Source organism: Streptomyces sp. cf386 (assembly GCF_900103585.1).
In the GTDB taxonomy this organism is placed as follows: Bacteria; Actinomycetota; Actinomycetes; order Streptomycetales; family Streptomycetaceae; genus Streptomyces.
On the sequence record NZ_FNHV01000005.1, the window covers coordinates 510,645 to 529,164 of the forward strand.

General features: G+C 70.7%; 16 protein-coding genes and 1 pseudogene. 10 read left to right on the forward strand and 7 right to left on the reverse strand.

Features of this window, described 5'->3' with window-relative positions; translation table 11 throughout:
* Positions 1-243: 243 nt before the first annotated feature.
* The 6 genes from BLU79_RS16120 to BLU79_RS16145 all read left to right on the forward strand — a co-directional run bounded on the left by BLU79_RS16120 (position 244) and on the right by BLU79_RS16145 (position 7,938).
* Positions 244-1,527, forward strand: a complete 1,284-nt coding sequence (locus tag BLU79_RS16120; RefSeq protein ID WP_093906433.1) for an extracellular solute-binding protein — start codon at positions 244-246, stop codon at positions 1,525-1,527.
* Positions 1,528-1,685: 158 nt separating this feature from the next.
* A complete protein-coding gene (locus BLU79_RS16125; RefSeq protein WP_218137774.1) occupies positions 1,686-2,648 on the forward strand; it encodes a carbohydrate ABC transporter permease in 963 nt (320 codons plus the stop codon).
* 2 nt (positions 2,649-2,650) lie between these two features.
* Positions 2,651-3,472, forward strand: a complete 822-nt coding sequence (locus tag BLU79_RS16130) for a carbohydrate ABC transporter permease (RefSeq protein ID WP_256333328.1) — start codon at positions 2,651-2,653, stop codon at positions 3,470-3,472.
* The gene (locus BLU79_RS16135; RefSeq protein WP_093906434.1) at positions 3,469-4,890 is read left to right on the forward strand and encodes a GH1 family beta-glucosidase; all 1,422 of its coding nucleotides are present in this window, start codon (positions 3,469-3,471) and stop codon (positions 4,888-4,890) included. Before BLU79_RS16130 ends, BLU79_RS16135 begins: the two co-directional genes overlap by 4 nt.
* 98 nt (positions 4,891-4,988) lie before the next feature.
* The gene (locus BLU79_RS16140; protein ID WP_093906435.1) at positions 4,989-5,990 is read left to right on the forward strand and encodes a LacI family DNA-binding transcriptional regulator; all 1,002 of its coding nucleotides are present in this window, start codon (positions 4,989-4,991) and stop codon (positions 5,988-5,990) included.
* 61 nt (positions 5,991-6,051) lie between these two features.
* Positions 6,052-7,938: a DUF2264 domain-containing protein gene (locus BLU79_RS16145; RefSeq protein WP_093906436.1), complete on the forward strand. Its 1,887-nt coding sequence runs from the start codon at positions 6,052-6,054 to the stop codon at positions 7,936-7,938.
* A gap of 4 nt (positions 7,939-7,942) precedes the next feature.
* Here the strand turns inward: BLU79_RS16145 and BLU79_RS16150 are convergent, their stop codons facing one another.
* Positions 7,943-9,001, reverse strand: coding sequence for an Lrp/AsnC family transcriptional regulator (locus BLU79_RS16150; protein ID WP_305657738.1), 1,059 nt, complete (start codon positions 8,999-9,001; stop codon positions 7,943-7,945).
* A gap of 103 nt (positions 9,002-9,104) precedes the next feature.
* Between BLU79_RS16150 and BLU79_RS16155 the strand changes: the two genes are divergently transcribed.
* Positions 9,105-10,361 (forward strand): metal-dependent hydrolase family protein, encoded by a 1,257-nt coding sequence (locus BLU79_RS16155; protein ID WP_093906438.1) that lies wholly within the window; start codon positions 9,105-9,107, stop codon positions 10,359-10,361.
* A complete protein-coding gene (locus BLU79_RS16160; protein WP_093906498.1) occupies positions 10,361-11,926 on the forward strand; it encodes an AbgT family transporter in 1,566 nt (521 codons plus the stop codon). Before BLU79_RS16155 ends, BLU79_RS16160 begins: the two co-directional genes overlap by 1 nt.
* Before the next feature lie 14 nt (positions 11,927-11,940).
* Here the strand turns inward: BLU79_RS16160 and BLU79_RS16165 are convergent, their stop codons facing one another.
* The 4 genes and pseudogenes from BLU79_RS16165 to BLU79_RS16180 all read right to left on the reverse strand — a co-directional run.
* Complete coding sequence (locus tag BLU79_RS16165) at positions 11,941-12,738, reverse strand: alpha/beta fold hydrolase (RefSeq protein ID WP_093906439.1); 798 nt, start codon at positions 12,736-12,738, stop codon at positions 11,941-11,943.
* Positions 12,738-13,772, reverse strand: a complete 1,035-nt coding sequence (locus BLU79_RS16170; RefSeq protein WP_093906440.1) for an LLM class flavin-dependent oxidoreductase — start codon at positions 13,770-13,772, stop codon at positions 12,738-12,740. Before BLU79_RS16170 ends, BLU79_RS16165 begins: the two co-directional genes overlap by 1 nt.
* Positions 13,769-14,089 carry a ferredoxin gene (fdxA, locus tag BLU79_RS16175; protein WP_093906441.1) on the reverse strand — a complete coding sequence of 107 codons (321 nt, stop codon included), beginning with the start codon at positions 14,087-14,089 and terminating at the stop codon, positions 13,769-13,771. Before fdxA ends, BLU79_RS16170 begins: the two co-directional genes overlap by 4 nt.
* Positions 14,090-14,094: 5 nt before the next feature.
* Positions 14,095-14,763: pseudogene (locus BLU79_RS16180) on the reverse strand (NAD(P)/FAD-dependent oxidoreductase); the annotation flags it as partial.
* Between the two features lie 49 nt (positions 14,764-14,812).
* Between BLU79_RS16180 and BLU79_RS16185 the strand changes: the two are divergent.
* Both BLU79_RS16185 and BLU79_RS16190 read left to right on the forward strand, forming a co-directional pair.
* Positions 14,813-15,520 (forward strand): CaiB/BaiF CoA transferase family protein, encoded by a 708-nt coding sequence (locus BLU79_RS16185; protein ID WP_256333343.1) that lies wholly within the window; start codon positions 14,813-14,815, stop codon positions 15,518-15,520.
* Between the two features lie 5 nt (positions 15,521-15,525).
* On the forward strand, positions 15,526-17,037 hold the full coding sequence (locus BLU79_RS16190; RefSeq protein ID WP_093906499.1) for an AMP-binding protein: 1,512 nt from the start codon (positions 15,526-15,528) through the stop codon (positions 17,035-17,037).
* Positions 17,038-17,061: 24 nt separating this feature from the next.
* On the opposite strand, the gene BLU79_RS16195 is transcribed toward BLU79_RS16190, so the two are convergent.
* Together BLU79_RS16195 and BLU79_RS16200 are read right to left on the reverse strand one after the other, a co-directional pair.
* Positions 17,062-17,520 carry an SRPBCC family protein gene (locus BLU79_RS16195; protein WP_093906443.1) on the reverse strand — a complete coding sequence of 153 codons (459 nt, stop codon included), beginning with the start codon at positions 17,518-17,520 and terminating at the stop codon, positions 17,062-17,064.
* 94 nt (positions 17,521-17,614) lie between these two features.
* The gene (locus BLU79_RS16200) at positions 17,615-18,496 is read right to left on the reverse strand and encodes an endonuclease/exonuclease/phosphatase family protein (protein ID WP_093906444.1); all 882 of its coding nucleotides are present in this window, start codon (positions 18,494-18,496) and stop codon (positions 17,615-17,617) included.
* Between the last annotated feature and the right edge of the window lie 24 nt (positions 18,497-18,520).

Below are 18,520 nucleotides of genomic sequence, written 5' to 3' on the forward strand. Positions count from 1 at the left end.
TTGCCGCGCGGACGTGTCAACGGTTGGAGCGCCACGAAATTCTTCGGCCGGACACTTCCCTGCAACACGACGATGGCCTACAGTCCCGGACTGTTACCGCTCCCAATTTTTTTCAGGGAGCGCACAGGCACCGGCTGAGGCTGTGGCGTCACCGCAGGTACAGGGTGCTTCAACGACCCCATTCGACCTCCACCAGGCTGTAACCGCTCTCGGCATTGCCGGCGCGAGGAGAGGAAACGCGCGATGAGAAGACTCCTACGAACCAACCTGGCGGCACTCACGGCCGCGGCATTCCTGGCCTCGCTGGCGGCCTGCGGCGGCGCGGAGAGCGACAGCGCCTCCGGCAAGACGACGCTGGTGGTCAAGACGTTCGCCCAGTTCGGCTACGACGACCTCTACGAGGAGTACGAGGCGTCGCACCCCGGTATCGAGATCAAGGAGGAGAACATCGCCAAACTGGGCGACTACGCGCCCAAGTTGCAGCAGTGGATCGCCACCGGCAGCGGGGCCGGTGACATCGTGGCGATCGAGGAGGGCAACCTCGCGCAGTACATGACCGCGCCCGACCAGTTCGCCAACCTCCTCGACTACGGGGCCGGTTCACTCAAGGGCGAGTACCTGGACTGGAAGTGGCGCCAGGCACTGACCCGGGACAGCAAGCAACTCGTCGGACTGGGGACGGACGTCGGCGCACAGGGCATGTGCTATCGCACCGACCTGTTCAAGAAGGCCGGGCTGCCCACCGACCGGGACAAGGTCGCCGCACTGTGGCCGACTTGGGACGACTATCTGGCCACCGGCGTCGAGTTCACCAAGGCCAAGACCGGTGCCCACTTCTTCGACTCCGCCGGCAGCGTCTACCAGAACATCCTGATGCAGCAGGGCGATCACACCTACTACGACACCGACAACAACCTGGTCATCGACTCCAACCCGGGCGTCAAGGCCGCGTGGGACCAGACCGTCGACATGGTCGACTCGGGCCTCTCGGGCAACATCGCCCCATGGAGCCCGCAGTGGAACGCGGGCTTCAAGAAGGGCACGTTCGCCACCATCCCCTGCCCGTCCTGGATGCTCGGCATGATCGAGCAGCAGTCCGGCGCGGAGAACGCCGGCAAGTGGGACGTCGCGAAGGTGCCCGGCAACGGCGCGGTGCGCGGCGGCTCGTTCCTGGCCGTGCCCAAGCAGAGCGAACACCCCAAGGAGGCCGCGGAGCTGGTGAAGTTCCTGACCAGCGCCAAGGGCCAGACCACGGCGTTCAAGGCCAAGGGCAACTTCCCCTCCGCGCTGCAGGCCATCGACAGCCCGGCGGTCAAGAACTACACGGTGCCGTACTTCTCCGACGCGCCCGCGGGCAAGATCTTCGGTGACAGCGTCAAGGCGCTCAAGCCGGTCTACCTCGGGCCGAAGAACATTCCCATCAACGACGCCGTCGTCAACGCCCTGACCGCCGTCGAGCAGGGCAAGCTGAGGCCCGACGCCGCCTGGAGCAAGGCCGTCGAGGACGCCGAGCGGCTGGTCCGATAACGCCCGCGCCGCCGGGCGCGGCGACACCGCCCGACGCGACCACGTCCGCGTGAGTCACCTGACCGGCTCGCACGCATGGGTCTCGTGGTCGCCGCGCCCGGTCCCGTACCGAACCGTTGCCGCGCCCGGCTCCGTACCAGATCTCCGAAGGACACATCTTGGCCACCCAGCTCCGGCCGCGTCCCGCCTCCCGCTCCGACGCACCGGCCGATCCGCCCCCGAGTTCCCGCAGGCGGCTGCTGTCCCGCCTGGACACCGTCGGCTCGCCGTATCTCCTCATCGCCCCGTTCTTCCTGCTGTTCGCCGTCTTCGGCCTCTACCCGCTCGGCTACACCGCCTGGGTCTCCCTGCACGAGTGGGAGATGTCCGGGGAGGGCAGTTTCATCGGGTTCGACAACTACGCGGACCTTTTCGCCGACCCGGACTTCTGGAACGCCGTGGTGAACACGCTGGGCATGCTCGCCCTGGCCACCGTGCCCCAGTTGCTCCTGGCCCTGGTCATCGCGAACCTGCTCAACCAGAAGCTCCGTCACATGACGCTGCTGCGCCTGGGGATCCTGCTGCCGATCGTGACCTCGGTGGCCGCCGTGGGCATCGTGTTCAGCCAGATCTTCGACCGTGACGCCGGCATGGTGAACGGTCTGCTGCAGCTGCTCGGCGTCGGCCCGGTGGACTGGCGTGCCGACAAGTGGTCGTCGTGGCTTGCCATTTCGGCCATGGTCGACTGGCGGTGGACGGGCTACAACGCGCTGATCTACCTGGCCGCCATGCAGTCGATCCCCCGCGAGCTGTACGAGGCCGCTTCCATCGACGGCGCGAGCCGCAGTCGGCAGTTGTGGACCATCACCGTCCCGATGATCCGCCCGGCGGTGATCTTCACGGTGATCTCCTCGACCATTCACGGCCTGCAGCTGTTCACCGAGCCGCTCATCTTCGGCCAGGGGGGCGACGCGATCACCGGCGGCAGTCTGCGGCAGTTCCAGACCCTGTCGATGTTCATGTTCGAGAAGGCGTTCCGGAACTTCGACTACGGATACGGCTCGGCCGTCGCCTGGATGATCTTCCTGATCATCCTCGTTCTCACCGTGATCAACTACCTGCTCGTGCGAAGGATGAAGTGACCGTGCGCAAGTCCCAACCCCTCGTCTATCTCACCCTGTTGGTCGCCATCGCGCTGTCCGCCTTCCCGTTGTACTGGCTGTTCGTGGTCGCCAGCCGCTCCAACGACGTGGTGGGCGACTGGCCGCCACCGCTGCTGCCCGGCGGGGACCTCCTCGACAACATGTCGCGGCTCTTCCAGGCCGAGGACGCCCACTTCCTCAAGGGCATGCTGAACTCGGCGATCGCCTCGCTGACCATCACCGTGTCCGTGGTCTTCTTCAGCACGCTCGCCGGGTTCGCCTTCGCCAAGCTGCGCTTCCGTGGCAAGAACTTCCTGCTCATCGCGATCCTCGGCACCATGATGGTGCCGGTGCAGATGGGCATCATCCCGCTCTACATGATCATGGTGGAGTTCGGCTGGACCAACCAACTGCAGGCCGTCATCGTGCCGTTCCTCGTCTCCGCCTTCGGCGTCTTCCTGATGCGGCAGTACGCCGAGCGCGCCATCCCCGACGAGCTGATCGAGGCGGCCCGCGTGGACGGCTGCAACACGTTCCGCATCTACTGGACGGTCGTGCTGCCCGCGCTGCGCCCCGGTGCCGGTGTGCTCGCCCTGTTCACGTTCATGGGCGCGTGGAACGAGTTCCTGTGGCCGCTGGCGGTCCTCGAACAGGACAACCCCACCGTGCAGTTCGCCCTCAACCAGCTGTCCACCGGCTACTACACCGACTACACCCTCATGTTCTCCGGGGCCCTCGTCGCGACGCTGCCGCTGCTCGTGGTGTTCGCCATCTCCGGCCGCCAGATCATCGGCGGAATCATGGAAGGAGCCGTCAAGGCATGAGCACCGCCACCGAGTCCGGGGTGCAGCATCAGCCCGGGGTGCCCCACGAGCCCGATGCGCGTCACCGGCCCGGCCAGGACGACCTGCCTCACTGGGCCGGAGCGTTCCCGCCCGGCTTCCTCTGGGGTGCCGCCACCTCCAGCTACCAGATCGAGGGCGCCGTCACCGAGGACGGACGCGGCCCCTCCATCTGGGACACCTTCTCAGCCACCCCGGGTGCCGTCGAGCGCGGCGACACCGGCGCCGTGGCCGCCGACCACTACCACCGCTACCGCGACGACGTGGCGATGATGGCCGGCATGGGCCTGGGCGCCTACCGGTTCTCCCTCGCCTGGCCCCGGATCCAGCCGGACGGCACCGGGGCCGTCAACCAGCGAGGGCTGGACTTCTACCGACGGCTCGTCGACACCCTGCTGGAGCGCGGCATCCAGCCCTGGCCCACGCTGTACCACTGGGACCTCCCCCAGCCGCTGGAGGACGCCGGCGGCTGGCCCGCCCGCGACACGGCCCTGCGCTTCGCCGACTACGCGGCGGTCGTCCACGACGCCCTCGGCGACCGTATCCCGAACTGGACCACCCTCAACGAACCCTGGTGCTCGGCGTTCCTCGGCTACGCCACCGGCCGCCACGCCCCGGGCCGCCGTGACCCGGCCGGGGCCCTGCGTGCCGCGCACCACCTGATGCTCGGCCACGGTCTGGCGGTCCAGGCCATGCCCGGGGCCCAGGTCGGCATCACGCTCAACCTCACCGATGTCCGCGCCCTCACCCATCAGGCGCTCGACGTCGACGCGGCCCGCCGTATCGACGGGATGCAGAACCGTCTCTTCCTCGACCCGCTGCTGCGCGGCGCCTACCCGACCGACGTGATGGACGACCTGCTTCCGCTGGGCCGACCCGACCACATCCGCGACGGCGACCTCAGAACGATCTCCGCCCCCCTGGCCTTCCTGGGCGTCAACTACTACTCCCCCATGCTCGTCGCCGCGTCCGACACCGCCCAGGAGCACGCCTACCCGGGGTCGCCGAAGGTGCGGATCGCCGACGGCGGACGGCCCAAGACCGCCATGGGCTGGGAGATCGACGCGGACGGGCTGCTCGCACTGCTGGTGCGGCTGAACGGCGAGCATCCCTCGCTACCGCTGTACGTGACGGAGAACGGGGCGGCCGTCGACGAGGGCCTGCGCGACGTGACCCGGGTCGGCTACCTGGAGAGCCACATCGGCGCCTGCGCCCAGGCCCTGGCGATCGGCATCGATCTGCGCGGGTACTTCGTCTGGTCCCTGCTGGACAACTTCGAGTGGTCCTTCGGCTATCGCCACCGGTTCGGGATCGTCCACGTCGACTACGCCACCCAGCGGCGCACCCTCAAGGACAGTGCCCACTGGTACGCCCGCCTGATCCGCGGCAGGACCCGGTGAGGGCGGCGGCACCGGCACCTGGGCGCCACCCGCCGACTGGGAGCGCTTACAGTGCAGGCAGTCTCCGTCAACCAGGCCAACGAGGGCGGTAATACTCCATGAGCAGTCGGCAGCCCACACTCGACGAGGTGGCCGAGCGTGCCGGTGTCTCCCGCGGGACCGTCTCCCGCGTGATCAACAACCATCCGCACGTCAGCAAGAAGGCCCGCCAGGCCGTGCAGACCGCCATCGACGAACTCGGCTACGTCCCCAGCGGCGCCGCCCGGTCGCTGGCCACGCAGAAGCGCGGTGCGGTGGTCCTTGCGATCTCCAGCGACGATCCCGCGCTGTTCACCAACCGCTTCTTCGCCGAGGTGATCGCCGGGGTCAACGCCGTCATCGAGGAGACCGACCTGGAACTGCTGCTGGTCATGGCGGCCACCGAGCGCGGCCGTGACCGTCTCGCCCGCATCCTGCAGTCCCGCGGCGCGGACGGTGTCATGCTGCTGGCCCTGCGGGAGAACGACCCCCTCGCCAAGGTCGCCGAGGGCGGCGGCATCCCCGTCGTCTACGGCGGCCGGCCGCTGGAGCGCGCCCCGCAGTACTACGTCGACGCCGACAACCGCGGCGGGGCACGGCAGGCGGTGGAGTATCTGATCTCCACCGGTCGTCAGGCCATCGGCACCATCACCGGCCCGCTCGACATGCATGTGGGCGTGTCCCGCTACCTGGGGTTCCGGGAAGCCGTGGTCCTCGCCGGTCTGAGCGACCACCGGGTGGTGCACAGTGACTTCAGCGAGGCCGGCGGTGCCGCGGCGATGGAGCGGCTGCTTGACGAACACCCGGATCTGGACGCGGTCTTCGTGGCCTCGGACGCCATGGCGGCCGCCGCCCTTCGCGTCCTGCACGATCGGGGCCGCGCCGTCCCGCGCGACATCGCGGTGGTCGGCTTCAACGACGTGGTGACCGCCCAGCACACCCACCCGGCCCTCACCACGGTCCGCCAGCCCATCGAGGCCCTGGGCCGCGAGATGACCCGTATGTTGCTCCGGCTCACCAACAACGAGACCCCGACGCCGCTCATCCTGCCCACCGAGCTGGTGATCAGGGACTCCGCCTGAGACCGCGGTCCCAGGGCCTGTCCGCCCCTGCCCGCCCGCCCGAGAGAAGGACGCCGCCGGTATGACACCCGACCTGCCTCTCCCGCCGCCCGACCACACCGTCAGCCCGCACACCGGGTACACCCGAGCGCACTGGCAGGCCGCTGCCGACGGCCTGCTGGCCGCCGCGTGGCGCTGGGCCACCCCGAGCGGTGCGCTGCTCGACCTGCCCGGCCGCCCCTCGTCGGCGGGGGTGCGCTCCGACGGCCTGGAGGGATACGCCCGGACGTTCCTGGCCGCCGCCTTCCGCGTCGCCGGAGCCGCCGGGGCGGACCCGCACGACTGGCTGGGGCGCTATGCGGAGGGCCTGGCCGCCGGCACGCGCACGCCCGGTCGCGACGACCTCGAATCGTGGCCGCTCATCCGGGACATCCACGTCCAGGGACAGCCCATGGTGGAGTCCGCCTCCGTGGCACTCGGGCTGCAACTGACCCGGCCCTGGCTGTGGGACCGCCTGGATCCGGCGGTGCAGGACCGCGCCGAGCGCTGGCTGCGTGACACGCTGCGGCACCTTCCCTCGCCGAACAACTGGTACCTGTTCCCCTTCACCGTGGCCTCCTTCCTGGAGTCGGTCGGCCGCGGGGACGAGGAGACGGGGCGCGCCCGCCACCGCGCGCTGGAGCTGCTGGAGAGCTGGTACCGCGGCCAGGGCTGGTACGCGGACGGCGACGGCCGGGCCTTCGACCACTACAACGGCTGGGCCCTGCACCTGTACCCGATGCTCCAGGCCCACCTGACCGAGGACGCCGAACTGGCCGGCGTGTACGGGCCGCGGCTGCGCGCACACCTGGAGAGCCTCGCCCTGCTCTTCGCCACCGACGGCGCGCCGATCCACTTCGGCCGTTCCCTCACCTACCGCTTCGCCGCGGCCTGCGCCGTCGCGCTGGGCGCCGTCACCGGCCACACCCCGTTGCCGGCGGGAACGTCACGGCGCCTGATCAGCGGCTGTCTCCGGTACTTCCTCGATCGCGGCGCCGTCGACGCGCACGGCCTGCTGAGCCCGGGCTGGCACGGCCCGCACCAGCCGACCGTGCAGCCGTACTCGGGCCCCGCCTCCCCCTACTGGGCGTCCAAGGCGTTCGTGGCGCTGCTCGCCGACGCCGACCATCCGCTCTGGACGGAGACCGAAACGCCGGCACCGAGCGAGGAACACGACCGGATTCTCGCACTGACCGGCCCCGGCCTGCTGATCCACAGCACGGCGGCCGACGGCATCGTCCGGCTGCACAATCACGGCAGCGACCACGTACGCCCCGAGGAGGGCGAGTCGGCCGACGCCGAGGACCCGCTCTACGCCCGCCACGCGTACTCCACCCACACGGGTCCGACAGCGCGCGGCAACCCGGCCGACAACCACTTCTCCGTCGTCCTGGGCTCGGTGCGCAGCGTGCGCCGCCGTATCCACCCGCTGGGATCCGGGAGCGACACCGACCGGGGCTGGGCCGCGTCCTGGCATCAGCCCGTCTTTCCCGACGGTCCGCCGCTGGTCCCGGGACTGCGCGTGGAGAGCGTCACGGTCGTGCGCGGCCCGTACGAGCTGCGGGTCCACCGGGTATCCGGGGGGCCGCACGGCGCCCGGGCCGAGCAGACCGGATGGGCGACCGGACCGGACGAGTATCCGCTGTCACGGCTGCATCCGCTGCTGGGCTGGTCCGACCAGGATGGTGTCCGCGCCCCTCGGGGTACCGCGTTCGCCCCCTGGGCATCGGCGCCACGACTGAGCGCGGACGCCACCGGCGACCGCCTGTTCGCGGCCGTCGCCACACTCACCGCCGAACCGCCCGCCGTCCCCGCGTCGATGGCGGTCACCGAGGCCACCGTCGCGGACGGACTGCTGCGTGTGCACTGGTACGACGACACCGTCACCCACGTGGCCTTCGCCCCCGACACGGGAGTGACGTGGTCCTGACCCCCTAGAGGTGCGGGTTGCGCAGCGGCACGACCCCGACGCAGCGGCCGTCGCGGTCCAGCAGCCGGCCCATGTGCTTGAGCGTGCGCAGCACCACCGAGCGGTCGGCGACCGTGAGATGCGGGATCCTGCCCGACAGATGGGCCTCGAAGGCGTGCACGTCCCGCAGTTCGCGCAGCCACACGTCGATCACCAGGTTGTAGGGACCGGCCGTGATGGCGCACGAGCGGACCTCGCGGACCCCGGTGAGCACCTTCGTGGTCTGCTCCACGTACTGGCCGGGCACCGAGGCGAAGTAGACGGCGGACAGCGGCCAGCCCGACAAGGGGCGGGCCAGGTCGCAGCGCAGGTTGAGCCGTGCGGACACCAGCGACTGGACCTTGCGGCGCAGGGTCGTCTGGCTGGTGCCGGTCGCCGCCGCGAGGTCGCGCAGCGACATCCGGCCGTCCACGCTCAGCAGTTCCAGCAGTTGGGTGTCCAGGTCGTCCCAGTGGGCCTGGTCCGGCGACAGCGGCCGGGCGACCGGAGGGACCGAGGCCTCGATACGGGCGGTCTGCAGGTCGTCCAGGCTGCGCAGCCGCCACCGGCTGCCCTCGGTCGGCACGCCGGTCGACACATGCGTCCGCGTGGCCCGCACACCGGGCGTGCGCTGGAACAACGACGTGGTGAGCCGGTGGAGTTCGTCCAGGCTGCGGGCCTGCACGGCGACCACGATGTCCCGGCCGCCGGCGGTGAGCTTGATGTTGGGCACGGCCGGATCCTTGGCGAAAGCCCGGGCCACGTCCTCGGCGGCGCCCGGTTCGGTGTCCACCTCGACGATCGCGGTCACCACGATCCGCGGGTCGGACAGCCGGGGATAGGCGGTCACCCAGGCGAGGCCCGCCCGCGCCAGGCGGTGCCAGCGCCGGGCGGCGGTGACCGGGTCGACGCCCAGGACCTCGCCGACGAGCTTCCAAGGGGCCCGGGGATGGATCTGGAGCGCGTGGACGACCCCTCGGTCCAGCTCGTCGAGCTGCACGGCGGCAGAATCCTGCACGCCCAGGGGCGGCACTTCTCTGCTCACGTCGCGGGAATCCGGCGAGAAACCTGCATCGTCACACCAGGTCTTCCTCTGCATTCCACACTCCTTTCCCTCGCTGCCGACAACGGAGGAGTGACCCCACCCCATGACGGATGCCAGCCCCCGGACCGCTCTTCGCGTCCACCACGCCCGGCTGATCGACGGTACGGGCGCGTCCCCGGTGGACGACGCCGTAGTCACCATCGATGCCCAGGGCAGCATCGCTTACGCCGGTCCCGCCGCGACCGCGCCCCCGGCCGGCGGCGCTGACCGGGAGATCGACGCCGGCGGCCGCACCGTGCTGCCCGGCTTCTTCGACTGCCATGTCCACCTCGCCTACGCCCAGGGCTCGCCGCCCAGCCGCCGCGCCGAGCTCGACCCGGTCCTGGTCACCCTGGACACGGCAACGCGGCTGCGCCAGACCCTGGACGCCGGCATCACCACCGCCCGCGACCTGGGCGGCCTGTCGGCGGGCTTCCGTACGGCCGTCGAGTCGGGCCGGATCGTCGGGCCCCGGCTGCACACGGCCGTGCGGATCATCAGCCACACCGGCGGGCACGCGGACGTACGGCTGCCCGACGGCACCGATCTGAGCGCCGGGATGTCCGAGATCGCCGACGACACCTCGGCGGCCCGGCTCGCGGTGCGGCGGGTGCTGCGGGACGGCGCCGACCTGGTGAAGGTGTGCGCGACGGGCGGCATGGGCAGCCCGTACGACGACCCCGACGACGAGGGTCTGCTGGAGGAGGAGATCCGGGCCGTCGTGGACGAGGCCCGCCGGCACGGCGGCAAGCCGGTCGCCGCGCACGCCCAGGGCAACGCGGGCATCCTCAACGCCCTGCGCGGCGGCGTGACCAGCATCGAGCACGGGTACGGCCTGGACGAGCGGGCCCTCGACATGGCGGCCGAGCGCGGTGTCTTCGTCGTCCCGACACTGTCCACCGTCTACGCCGGCATCAACAAGGACACGATGCCGGACTACCACTACCAGAAGAAGACCCGCTGGTCCGGCGTCACCAAGGAGAACATCGCCCGGGCCATCGAGTACGGCACCCGGATCGCGCTCGGTACCGACGCCGCCGTCGGCCCGCACGGTGTGAACCTGATGGAGCTCAGCTATCTCGTGGACCTGGGCATGGACCCCATGGCCGCCATCGTCGCCGGCACCCGCACCTCCGCCGAACTGCTCGGTGTCGCCGACCGGTTGGGCACCCTCACCGCGGGACGCACCGCCGACCTGGTCATCTGTGACGGAGATCCGCTGCGGGACATCGGTGTACTCGGCGACCCCGCGAACATAGTCTGCGTCGTCCAGGACGGCGTCGTACGCAAGGACCTGCTGCCAACAGGGGGGCGATGCTGATGAGCTCACTGACCGACCTCCCGGACGCCGAGGCACCGGACGAGCGCCGACCGAGCGGTGTCGACCGGGTGCTGTCCCTCATCGAGCGGGCGGGCAACGCGCTGCCCAACCCGATCCTCCTGTTCACCGGCCTGTTCGTGATCCTGGCCGTCGTCTCCACCGCCCTCGCGCTGGCCGACGTGACGGTCACCGTCCCCGGCACCGACGAGACCAAGGCCGTCACCGGGCTGTTCACCGGCGAGGGCGTGCGCTGGCTGACGGAGAACCTCGTCACCAACTTCTCCACCTTCCCGCCCATCGCCGCCGTGCTGCTCATGGTCATGGCGGTGGGGGTCGCGGAGAAGGCCGGGCTGCTGGACACCGTCATGCGGGCCACGCTGGCCCGTGCGCCGCGCCCGGTGCTGCCGTACCTGGTGGCGTTGGTCGCCTGCCAGGCGCACATGATCAGCGACGTCGCCGCGATCGTGCTGCCGCCGCTGGCGGCGGTGGTCTTCCGCAGCGCCGGACGCCACCCGGTGGCCGGGCTGATCGGCGGCTTCGCCTGTGTCGGCGCGGGTTATGCAGCGGGTTTCACCATCGGCTCCCTCGACGCCCTCTACATCGGCATCACCCAGCAGGCGGCCGCGGTCCTGCCGGCCGCCGAGGGCCTCGACCTGCACCTCCTCGTCAACTACTACTTCACCGCGGCCAGCAGCCTGGTCCTCGGCCTGCTCGGCGGCTTCCTCATCGCCCGCGTCCTGGAACCGCGCCTCGGCACCTACGAACCCGGCGAGGACGAGCCCGAGAGCCAGGACCTCACCCTCACCCCGATCCAGCGTCGGGGCCTGCTGTTCACCTCCGTGGTCCTCGTCCTCTACACGGGCGCCGTCCTGTCCCTGTGGCTGCCCGAGGGCGCCCCACTGCGCGGTGAGGGCGGAGCGCTCGTGCCCTCGCCGCTGCTCACGGGCATCGTCCCGGTGCTGTTCACCGCGTTCATGCTGGCCGGGCTCACCTACGGCTTCACCGTCAAGGCGCTGTCCGGCTCCGAGGGCGTCGTCACGGCGATGTCCGACGCCGTGAAGAACATGGCCGGCTACGTCGTGCTGATGTTCGTCGCCGCCCAGGTGATCGCCCTGTTCAACTGGTCCAACGTGGGGATCCTGCTCGCCGTGAAGAGCGCGGCGGGACTCGACTCCATCGGCCTGACCGGCTTCTGGGTGCTCCTGGCGTTCGTCGTCCTGGTCGCTTGTCTGAACCTCTTCATCGTCTCGGGGTCCGCCCTGTGGTCGCTGGTCGGACCCGTCTTCGTGCCGGCGTTCATGCTGCTCGGCATGAGCCCCGCCCTCAGCCAGGCGGCCTTCCGCATCGGTGACTCGGCCACCGGCATCATCACCCCGATGAACCCGTACGTCTTCCTGCTGCTGGCGCTGCTGCGCCGGTACGAACCCGACGCCCGGCTGGGCACGCTCATCTCCCGGCTGGCGATCTTCACGGTGCCGTTCCTGCTGGTCTGGCTGGCGATCCTCGGGATCTTCTACGGCTTCGATCTGCCGCTCGGCCCAGGTGCGCACATCGGCCTCAAGTGACCGCTGAAGCCGCGTTACGCGGCTGCCGCCCAGTCCACGACGACCTTGGCGAACTCCCCGGGCAACTGCTCGGGGAGTGGCACGTGGCCGCCGGACAGGACCCGGGTCCCGCAGCCCAGGGCGGCGGCGAACTTCTCCAGGGCGGGCAGGGAGTAGTGGTCGCCGGGGGCGCAGACGGCGAGGGTGCGGGCGGTGATCTCGGGCAGCCTCCGGTCCATCCCGTAGCTCCGCACGGCAACGTGGCCCTCCTCCACGCGGTCCAGGACGGTCAGCGCGTCGACCAGGAATCGGTTGAGCGCTGCTTCCTGCCCCTCCTCGTAGAAGCCGCGACGCCGGTTCCACAGCTCCACGAGGTGGGATCCGTCGGGCCTGGGATCGACGTGGTCGACGGGCTTGCGCTCGCCCGCCGTACGCCGCTTGTCGTCGTCGATGAACGGCGTGGCGGAGAGGAGGAGGCTCGCGACGCGGTCCTGGAGGCGGGCGGCGAGTTCCACCGCGATCACGCCGCCGGTGTGGTGGCCGACGAGGTGGAAACGGTCCAGACCGAGCGTGTCGACCAGGGATTCGGCGGCATCGGCGAAGCGCTCGATGGAGTGCGGTCCGTCGGGCTTGGCGGAGGCGCCGAAGCCCAGGGTGTCCATGGCGATCGCCCGGTGCTCGGCGCCGACCAGCGGCAGGACGTCGAGGTACTCGGTCCAGGAGCGGGGGGTCTGGTGCAGCATCAGGACGGGTTCGCCGGCGCCGCACTCGACGAAGTGCAACTGGCCGAATTCGCTGGGCACATAGCCCTTGTGCAGAGTCAGCAGGGTCATCAGTCGTTCGCCTTCAGTCGGGGCAGCACGTCGCTGCCGACGGCCTCGATCAGGTCGGTGGGCGGGTCATAGGAGCCGACGTGCTGGAGGAAGACGCCGCTGACGCCGGTCGTGTGCAGGGTCCGGAGTCGTTCGTTGATCTGGTCGGCGGTGCCGAACAGGCAGAACTCCTGGGCGAATCGAAGGGCGGCCTCGTCGCTGATCCAGGCCGAGCAGATGTCGACGGCGGTCTTCCAGTCCTCGGCGTGGACGAGGTCCGGGTACACGCCCTCGACCGTGTCCGGGACCTGGACGTCGATTCCCGCGAGGGCGAGGAAGGGTCCCCCGCCGTTCTGCGCGATGGAGGCGCAGATGGGCTTGATCTGGCGGGCCTCGGCCTCGATGTCGTCGGTCACCGCGCAGAACGCGGAGACGGTGAGCGGCAGTCCGGTCGTCCGTCCGGCGGCCTCGGCGCCTTCGGCCACCCGCGCGGTCGCCTGCGCGAGGGTCTTCGGTGAGACCCCGCTGAGCAGGATCACCCCGTCGGCGATCTCTCCGGCGAGGCGTAGGTTCCTCGGCCCGCTCGCCGCGAGGTGCAGGGCGACCTCGGGGCGCGGGTCGCGGAGCCGGGAGCGGACCTTGCCCTCGAACTCCCAGTCCTCGCCGGCGAGCAGGGCCCGCAGCATGCCGATTCCCTCGCGCATCACGGCCGACGTGGTCTGCCGCAGTCCGATGGGGCCGACCGAGCTGTTGCCCACACCGAGGCCCAAGGTGAAGCGGCCCAGGGCGAGTTCGGCGACGCTTCGGGCGGCCGAGGCCACGACGGCGGGGTGCCGGGTGGCCAGGTTGGTGACCGCGGTGCCGAGGCCGATGCGTTCGGTGCCGAGCGCGGCGGCGGTCAGTGTGGTGAACACGTCCCGCCACAGCAGTTGGGAGTCGGGGAACCAGACGTCGTCGAAGGCGAGCCGCTCCGCCCTCCGTACCGTCTCGACGACGCGGTCCGCGCGGTCACAGGGCGGGACTCGGACACCGACCCGCAACTCCGGTGCGGTCATCGGGCGTTCACCAAAGGAGTGTCGACGCCGACCGGGCCGAGGCCGCCCGCTCCGCCGGGGGTGCCCAGGGGCGTCGTACGGCCCGGCAGGGGCTCCTCGAAGAAGCGGCGGTTGTCGTCCCGGAAGGTGGCCTCGGCGAGGCGGTCGACGGTGATCGCCTGTTCGGGGCAGGCGGTTTCGCAGGCGCCGCAGTCGATGCACTCCGCCGGGTTGATGTAGAGCTTGCGCTCCCCTTCGTAGATGCAGTCGACGGGGCATTCCTCGACGCAGGAACGGTCCATGATGTCGACGCAGGACGCGCCGATGACGTAGGCCATGGTGCTCAGTTCTCCTTCTCGGTGGAGTGCCCGGGGAACAGGGCCGCGTCCGGGTCGATGACGGTGGCCGCGTTGTTCACCGCGGTGGCGACCTCGCCGAAGCCGACGGCGATCAGACGCACCTTGCCCGGGTAGTCGGTGATGTCCCCGGCGGCGAAGACGCGGGGCAGGTTGGTGGCCATGCGGGTGTCGACGGCGATCTTCCGGGCGTTGAGGGTCAGGCCCCAGTGCTGGAGGGGGCCGAGGTCGGCGAGGAAGCCGAGGGCGGCGACGACGGTTCGGGCCGGGAGCAGGCGGGTGGCCTTGGTGGTGCGGTGGCGGATCTCGGCCTGTTCGACGTGGACGGTGCCGTGCAGGGCGCTGACCTCGGAGTCGGTGATGATCTCGATGCCGAGGGCGCGGACCTTCTCGACGCTCGCGCGGTGGGCGCGGAAGCGGTCGGTGCGGTGGACGAGGCGGACGGAGCGGGCGACCGGGGCGAGGGTCGCGGCCCAGTCGAAGGCGCTGTCGCCGCCGCCGACGACCAGGACGTCGTGGTCGCAGTGGTCGGCCGGGTCGGGGACGAAGTAGACCTGGCCTCGGCCGAGGTAGTCCTCGCCCGCCGGGAGCGGGCGGGGGCTGAACGTCCCCACTCCGCCGGTGATCACGACCGCGCCGGCCCGGACGACGGCGCCCGCGAGTTCGGGGCTGACCGGCCTCACCGGCCGGGGGCCGGACGACGTGGTGGGCGTGATCTACGGCCACGGCGACATCGTCGCGGGACTGCAGGCCGCGCTGGCCACGGTCGCCGCGCTGGAACACCGCGAGGAGACCGGGCGCGGGCAGCACATCGACCTGTCCCAACTGGAGGCGATCTCCGCCCACATGGGCACGAGTCTCCTCACCGCCTCCCGGTCGCCGATCGGCAACGCGCACCCGCGCTGGAGCCCTCAGGGGGTGTACCGGTGCCTCGGCACGGACCGCTGGCTGGCGCTCGGCGTGCGCTCCGACGCCGAGTGGAGGGCGTTGTGCGAGGTCCTCGGCCGACCCGAACTCGCCACCGACGAACGGCTGTCGACGGCGGACGGGCGCAGACGCGAGGGGGCCCTGGTGGACGGCGCACTGAGCGACTGGGCGCGCACCCTGCCCGCCGACCTGGCAGCCGAGCTGCTCCAGGCGCGGGGGATCCCGGCCGGCGCGGTCCAGGACGGCCGCGAACTGGTCGAGCACGACCCGCAGTTGAGGGCGCGCGGCTTCTACGTCCGAAAGGAACACCCGGTCGCGGGTGCCTTCCTGCACGAGGGCCTGCCGATCCGCCTCACGGGCACGCCCGGCTCGATCCGCAGGCCCGCTCCCGTGCTCGGCGCCGACACCGACGAGGTGCTGCGCGAGGTGGCGGGGCTGTCTGCGGAGCGCCTGCGGAGTCTGCACACGGCGGGTGTCCTGAAGTGAACGGCATGACCGTGCCGGGCCTGGTCGAGGCAGCGGCGGAGAGGTTCGGGGACCAGGTCTTCCTGCGGATGGGCGACACGGCGCGCACGTACGCGGAGACCCGTGAGGCGGCGGCCACCATGGCCGGGGCCCTCGCGGAGCGCGGCTGCCGACCGGGCGACCGGGTCGCGGCCCTGCTGTCCAACCGGATCGAGCTCGTCGACCTGGTGCTCGGCTGCGCCTGGCTCGGCGCGGTCGCGGTGCCGTTGAACACGGGGCTGCGCGGCCGTTCGCTGCGGCAGGCGCTGGACGCGGCGCGGCCCCACTTCCTTTATACGGAGCGGGAGTTGACGGCTCACGCGGTAGCAGCAGGACATCGGGGTGCCGTCTGGCAGGTGGGTGATGCGGACGTCCCCCGGCCCGGCTCCGTCGTCCCGCTCCCACCCGCCCCGGTCCGTCCGCGGGACACCGCCGTCGTGCTCTTCACCTCGGGTACGACGGGCGGGCCGCGGGGTGTCCGCTGCCCCCAGGCCCAGTTCGCCTGGTGGGGCCGCAACGTGGCGGACGCGCTGCGCCTCACCCGCGACGACGTGCTGTTCACCTGCCTCCCGCTGTTCCACACCAATGCCCTGAACGCCCTGGCGCAGGCCATGACGGTGGGTGCGAGCTGTGTGGTCGGCGGGCGTTTCTCCGCCTCGCGGCACTGGGAGCAGGCGGCCGAGGTCGGGGCCACGGTGGTCTATCTGCTCGGCGCGATGGTGCCGATGCTGCTGGCACAGCCGCCCGGCCCGCGGGACCGGGCTCACCGGGCCCGGCGCGGCCTCGCCCCGGCCACCCCGGCGCCCCTGTGGGAGCCCTTCCGCGAGCGGTTCGGCGTCACCCTGGTCGACGGCTTCGGCTCGACGGAGACCAATCTCGTCATCGGCGCCACGCCCGAGCGATGCCGGCCCGGCTACATGGGCACCGTACGCAAGGGCTTCTCCGCGCAGGTGGTCGACGAGACCCTGGCCCCCGTGCCCGACGGGACGCCCGGCGAACTCCTCGTGCGCAGCCACCAGGACCATGCCTTCGCCACGGGCTACCTGGGCGACCCCGAGCCGGCGCCGGGCTCCTGGCGCCGGACCGGTGATCGCGTCGTCCGCGAGCCGGACGGCTGGTTCCGCTTCGTGGACCGCATCAAGGACGTCATCCGGCGGCGCGGCGAGAACATCTCCTCCTACGAGGTCGAGTCGGTGCTGCGGACCCATCCTGCGGTGGCCGAGGCCGCGGTCTTCCCGGTGCCCTCCGAACTGGCGGAGGACGAGGTCATGGTCGCCGTCGTGGCTCGGCCCGGCACCGCCCTGGATCCGGCGGACCTGGCCCGGCACTGCGCGCACGAGCTCCCTGCGTTCGCGGTACCGCGGTACGTGGAGGCGGTCGGGTCCCTGCCGCTCACCGAGACCGGGAAGGTACGCAAGGCGGTACTGCGGGAACGGGGTGTCACTGCCGCGACGTGGGACCTCGGTAGCCGTACTCGCGGTCACCGCCGGACAGACTAGACACGCAGGCCTGATCGAGGGACGTCAGCGCGCTTGGATCGCCGCCTCGGCTGCCGCCTTGATCCGGGCGCCGAAGCTGTCGGCGTCCTTGCGGGCGGCGGCGAGCGCCAGGCCGACGAGGAGCTTGCCGAGGCCGTGGCCTTCCAGGACGTTGAAGATGTGGACTCGCGTCCTGCCGTCGGCCAGCGGCTCCAGGTCGTAGCCGCCTTCACTGGCCGTGACGCTGTTCTTCGAGATCTCGGCCCACCGGATCCTCACCGGGGCTTCGAGGTCCGTGATGCGGAACTCCCTGGCCGTCTTCATCCCGGCGTCCTTGACCGTGCTGCGGAAGACCGTACCCACGGCGGTCGGGGTATCGGGAATCCGCTCGATCCTGAGTACGCGGGGGCTGAACTGCGGATCGTTGCGTCCGTCGGCGAGGTAGTCGAACACCGACTCGACACTTCGATCGATCTCTACCGTCGCTTCAAACTGTCCTGACATGAGCACTCCTCAATCGCTTGAGCTGCGGCGTGCCCGCGACTCTAAGGGGCCCCTGGACATCTCGCGAGGCGAACGGCACGGCCAGGGTGCTCGATCAAGCCGGATCGAGGTCGGTGTGCACCAGGTGGTGGTCCGAGTACGCGCTGGGATGCACACCGTGCTCGCGCGGGACGAAGCCTCGTACGAAGACGTAGTCGAACTTGCTCTGCCAGTCGGTGGTCGGCTCGCAGGTGCCGGACTGCGAGGGATGACACTGCGGAGCCGCATCCGCGGCCAGTTCCCACATCGGGGCGAGTTCGGGAGCGTCCGGCACGGCATTGAAGTCGCCGAGAACGATGGCGCGGTCGTGCCGGGCGACCTCGGCGGCGAGTACACGGACCTGCTCTGCCCGGAACTCCTCCTGACGTCGATGGGCGAGGTGGGTGTTGAAGACCCGGACGGACCGGTCCCCCACCCTGGTGGTGACCGCCATGTACCCACGGTCCTCGGATCCGCCGTCGGGGTACTCCACGTTGACGCGGTCTGTCATCGGTGCCGCCGAGAGAATCGCCTGGCCGAAGGCCCCCGGACTCCACGGCACTCCCCCGCAGCGGCCCCAACTCCGGAGAACCGTCCCGTACTCGACGTGGTAGACCAGCCCGTGAAGGTTCTCCAGATAGTCCCGGATCATCTCGACATCACGCACGCACGCTTCTTGCATGCCTATGACCTGGGGCGCATACGTGGCGATCTCCGCCGCCCGGTCGACGTTGCTCACCTCGCAGGGGTTGCAGATGTTCCACGTCATGACCCGGTTCGGTACGACATCCTTGACGGCTTCGACGGGCTGTGACCTGCCGAAGAGGGCACTGCTTGGTGCACTGGGGCCGACGAGCACCATGCAGGCCACGATCACAGCGCCCGCGAACAACCGCGTGCCCCTTGCGAACACCAGCGCCTCCTCGAAGTGGATACACGTCGTATCTGACGTCTCCATGCACGAGGTTATGGGACCTGGCTG